Raw genomic sequence first — 2,092 nt, 5'->3', positions numbered from 1 at the left:
CCATACTGGCTAACCTAAAAAAACCAGGGGTTTTTCCTGGTTCAAATTCTACTAAAAAATCCACATCACTCTCCGGTGTAAAATCATCCCTCAACACTGAACCAAATAAAGACAATTTGCGAATATGATGACGCTGGCAAAATTGCTCTATTTCTTCCTTAGGAATCTTAATTGGTAACACCGGGCTTTCACTCATTTCTCTTCTGGATTTTTATCAGGTGCAATTAGTTGGTAGGAGCAGGTTTCTCTATATCCTAGCAGCTTGTAGGGTGGGCATTGCCGGTTTCCAACTCGCCTACCTGCCGGAATTCATCTGAGCAATGCCCACCAACCGAGCTCCCAATCCTTCCCATGAAATACATCACTCTTTGCCCATCCAAAGATTATTGTGTATTGGTGGGCATTGCCCATTTCATTAATCGGCAATTTTGATCTTCCGAGAGCCTTGCCCACCCTACAATTCTCCTTAACAACAATGGCATCATCTCAGTTTGGACAGAGGTAGATTAATAATTTGATCTTGATATTCGTCGTCAAAAGATGCCTCAGCAATCAAAATTAATTCATCAAGGGTTTGACCAATGCTGAAATTAGGATTGAGAATTAAAATCCCAGGTATATGACGACCTTGGGCAAGGTGATCCACTAGATGTACTGGCATAGTGCTGCGGTTATTTGTTACAAGTACGAAGTCATTTTCTTCACACCAGCAGAGAATGTCTGGATCGAGGGTTCTTTTGGGGGGAGCATCCAAACCACCAACTACCAACACCACTAAGTCTGGTTTGTACAGTCGCAGTTGAGCTTGATAGATATGATCAACATTTTCATCCAGTAGATACTTAATGGTCATTTCCCTTCTTGATCGCTTCTCGTTCAGCCTTGAGTTGCATCAGCTTGACCACAACCGGAGAAGGGTTTTGCTGCTGTTGTTCTAGCATTTTACGACCATGGTCTAACCAATTAGTCAGGTAAGTACTGACAGTTTCGTGGTTGTGCAGGTAATACAGAATCGTAGCATAAATTTGCTCTAGTTCCAGGGTGGGATAACTTTGCGCGATTTCTTCAGGAGTACGCTGACGATGGATAAAATCATAGAGGATAGTTTCAATTCCTACTCTTGTGCCTCTGACTCGGATATCATTAGGGGCAAGAAATACAAAATAATCTTCCAGTTGCATGATCGGTCTGAGAACTCTGTTGTTATCTTGATCCTACACAAGAAGCAAGAACACATATTTGGTAGGGTGGGCATTGCCGGTTTCCAAGCCGCCTACCTGCCAGAATTCATCTGAGCAATGCCCACCAAGTTGATAGCGATTGACATGCAGGTCACGCTACGCGATTGGCCTTTGGCCACGCTACGCGAACGCATTTTCCAGTGCTTGTCGGGTGGGCATTGCCTGTTTCCAACAGCAGGAAATTGCGATCGCAAATACCTCTAGTTAAGTTTGGTTAGAAAAAGAGCGATCGCACTCCCGACTCCCTAATTGTTGGGTCGGTATTGGTGGGCATTGCCCATTTCATGGCTCGGGGTTCAATCACGATCTTAATCAGCAATGCCCACCCTACAATATATCTCCCGACTCCCGACTCCCGACTCCCTACTCCCTACTCCCTACTCCCTACTCTACTTGAGCACCAACTACCTCCGATGGCTGAGTATTGTTTTCCCCTGTATCAGTTGATTGGCCTAAGGTTTCTTCGATTACCTGAATTGCGCCACTGATCCGGAGTAAGGTTTCTCGCAGGTTGGCTTGTTTGGCTTCTAGTTCGGCTAGCATTTTTTGACCAGCTTCATATTCTGATTTTAGGGATTTTAAGCGTTGTTCGAGTTTTTCTTTCATGGTTTAATTTAATCGGTAATAAAAAGGTATCTCAAGGTCAAAATTATGGTCAATAAACTATGGCTCTTGGGTTGTTTGGGCATTGGTGGGCATTGCCCATGTAATTGCTCGGTGTTCAATAATGATCTTTATCAGCAATTCCCACCCTACAATTCTACTCAGCAATGCCCACCCTAGGATTGTTGTTGTTTGGTTGGGCTTTCAATCCCATCATTTTACCCTACCTGCAAATCTTGCTCAACTTA

At 43.9% G+C, this 2,092-nt stretch carries 6 protein-coding genes; 2 read left to right on the top strand and 4 right to left on the bottom strand.

Annotation, left to right across the window (positions count from 1 at the left end):
• The 3 genes from F6K49_RS43485 to F6K49_RS43475 all read right to left on the bottom strand — a co-directional run.
• Positions 1-196 (bottom strand): nucleotidyltransferase domain-containing protein (locus tag F6K49_RS43485; protein WP_293107923.1); only part of this gene is annotated, 196 nt, incomplete at its 3' end.
• A 285-nt stretch (positions 197-481) separates the two neighbouring features.
• Positions 482-853 (bottom strand): DUF5615 family PIN-like protein, encoded by a 372-nt coding sequence (locus F6K49_RS43480; protein WP_293107920.1) that lies wholly within the window; start codon positions 851-853, stop codon positions 482-484.
• Complete coding sequence (locus F6K49_RS43475; RefSeq protein WP_293107917.1) at positions 843-1,181, bottom strand: DUF433 domain-containing protein; 339 nt, start codon at positions 1,179-1,181, stop codon at positions 843-845. The genes F6K49_RS43480 and F6K49_RS43475 overlap by 11 nt, the downstream gene beginning before the upstream one ends.
• Positions 1,182-1,320: 139 nt before the next feature.
• On the opposite strand from F6K49_RS43475, the gene F6K49_RS43470 reads away from it, so the two are divergent.
• Both F6K49_RS43470 and F6K49_RS43465 read left to right on the top strand, forming a co-directional pair.
• Positions 1,321-1,449: a hypothetical protein gene (locus F6K49_RS43470; RefSeq protein WP_293107914.1), complete on the top strand. Its 129-nt coding sequence runs from the start codon at positions 1,321-1,323 to the stop codon at positions 1,447-1,449.
• Between the two features lie 110 nt (positions 1,450-1,559).
• A complete protein-coding gene (locus tag F6K49_RS43465; RefSeq protein WP_293107911.1) occupies positions 1,560-1,688 on the top strand; it encodes a hypothetical protein in 129 nt (42 codons plus the stop codon).
• Here F6K49_RS43465 and F6K49_RS43460 read toward each other — a convergent pair.
• Positions 1,626-1,847, bottom strand: coding sequence for a hypothetical protein (locus F6K49_RS43460; protein WP_293107908.1), 222 nt, complete (start codon positions 1,845-1,847; stop codon positions 1,626-1,628). The two genes, F6K49_RS43465 and F6K49_RS43460, sit on opposite strands and share 63 nt — an antisense overlap.
• Between the last annotated feature and the right edge of the window lie 245 nt (positions 1,848-2,092).

Source organism: Moorena sp. SIO3I6, from assembly GCF_010672095.1.
Note: the sequence above shows the minus strand (reverse complement) of the source record. Positions and strands in the feature narration are given on the sequence as shown.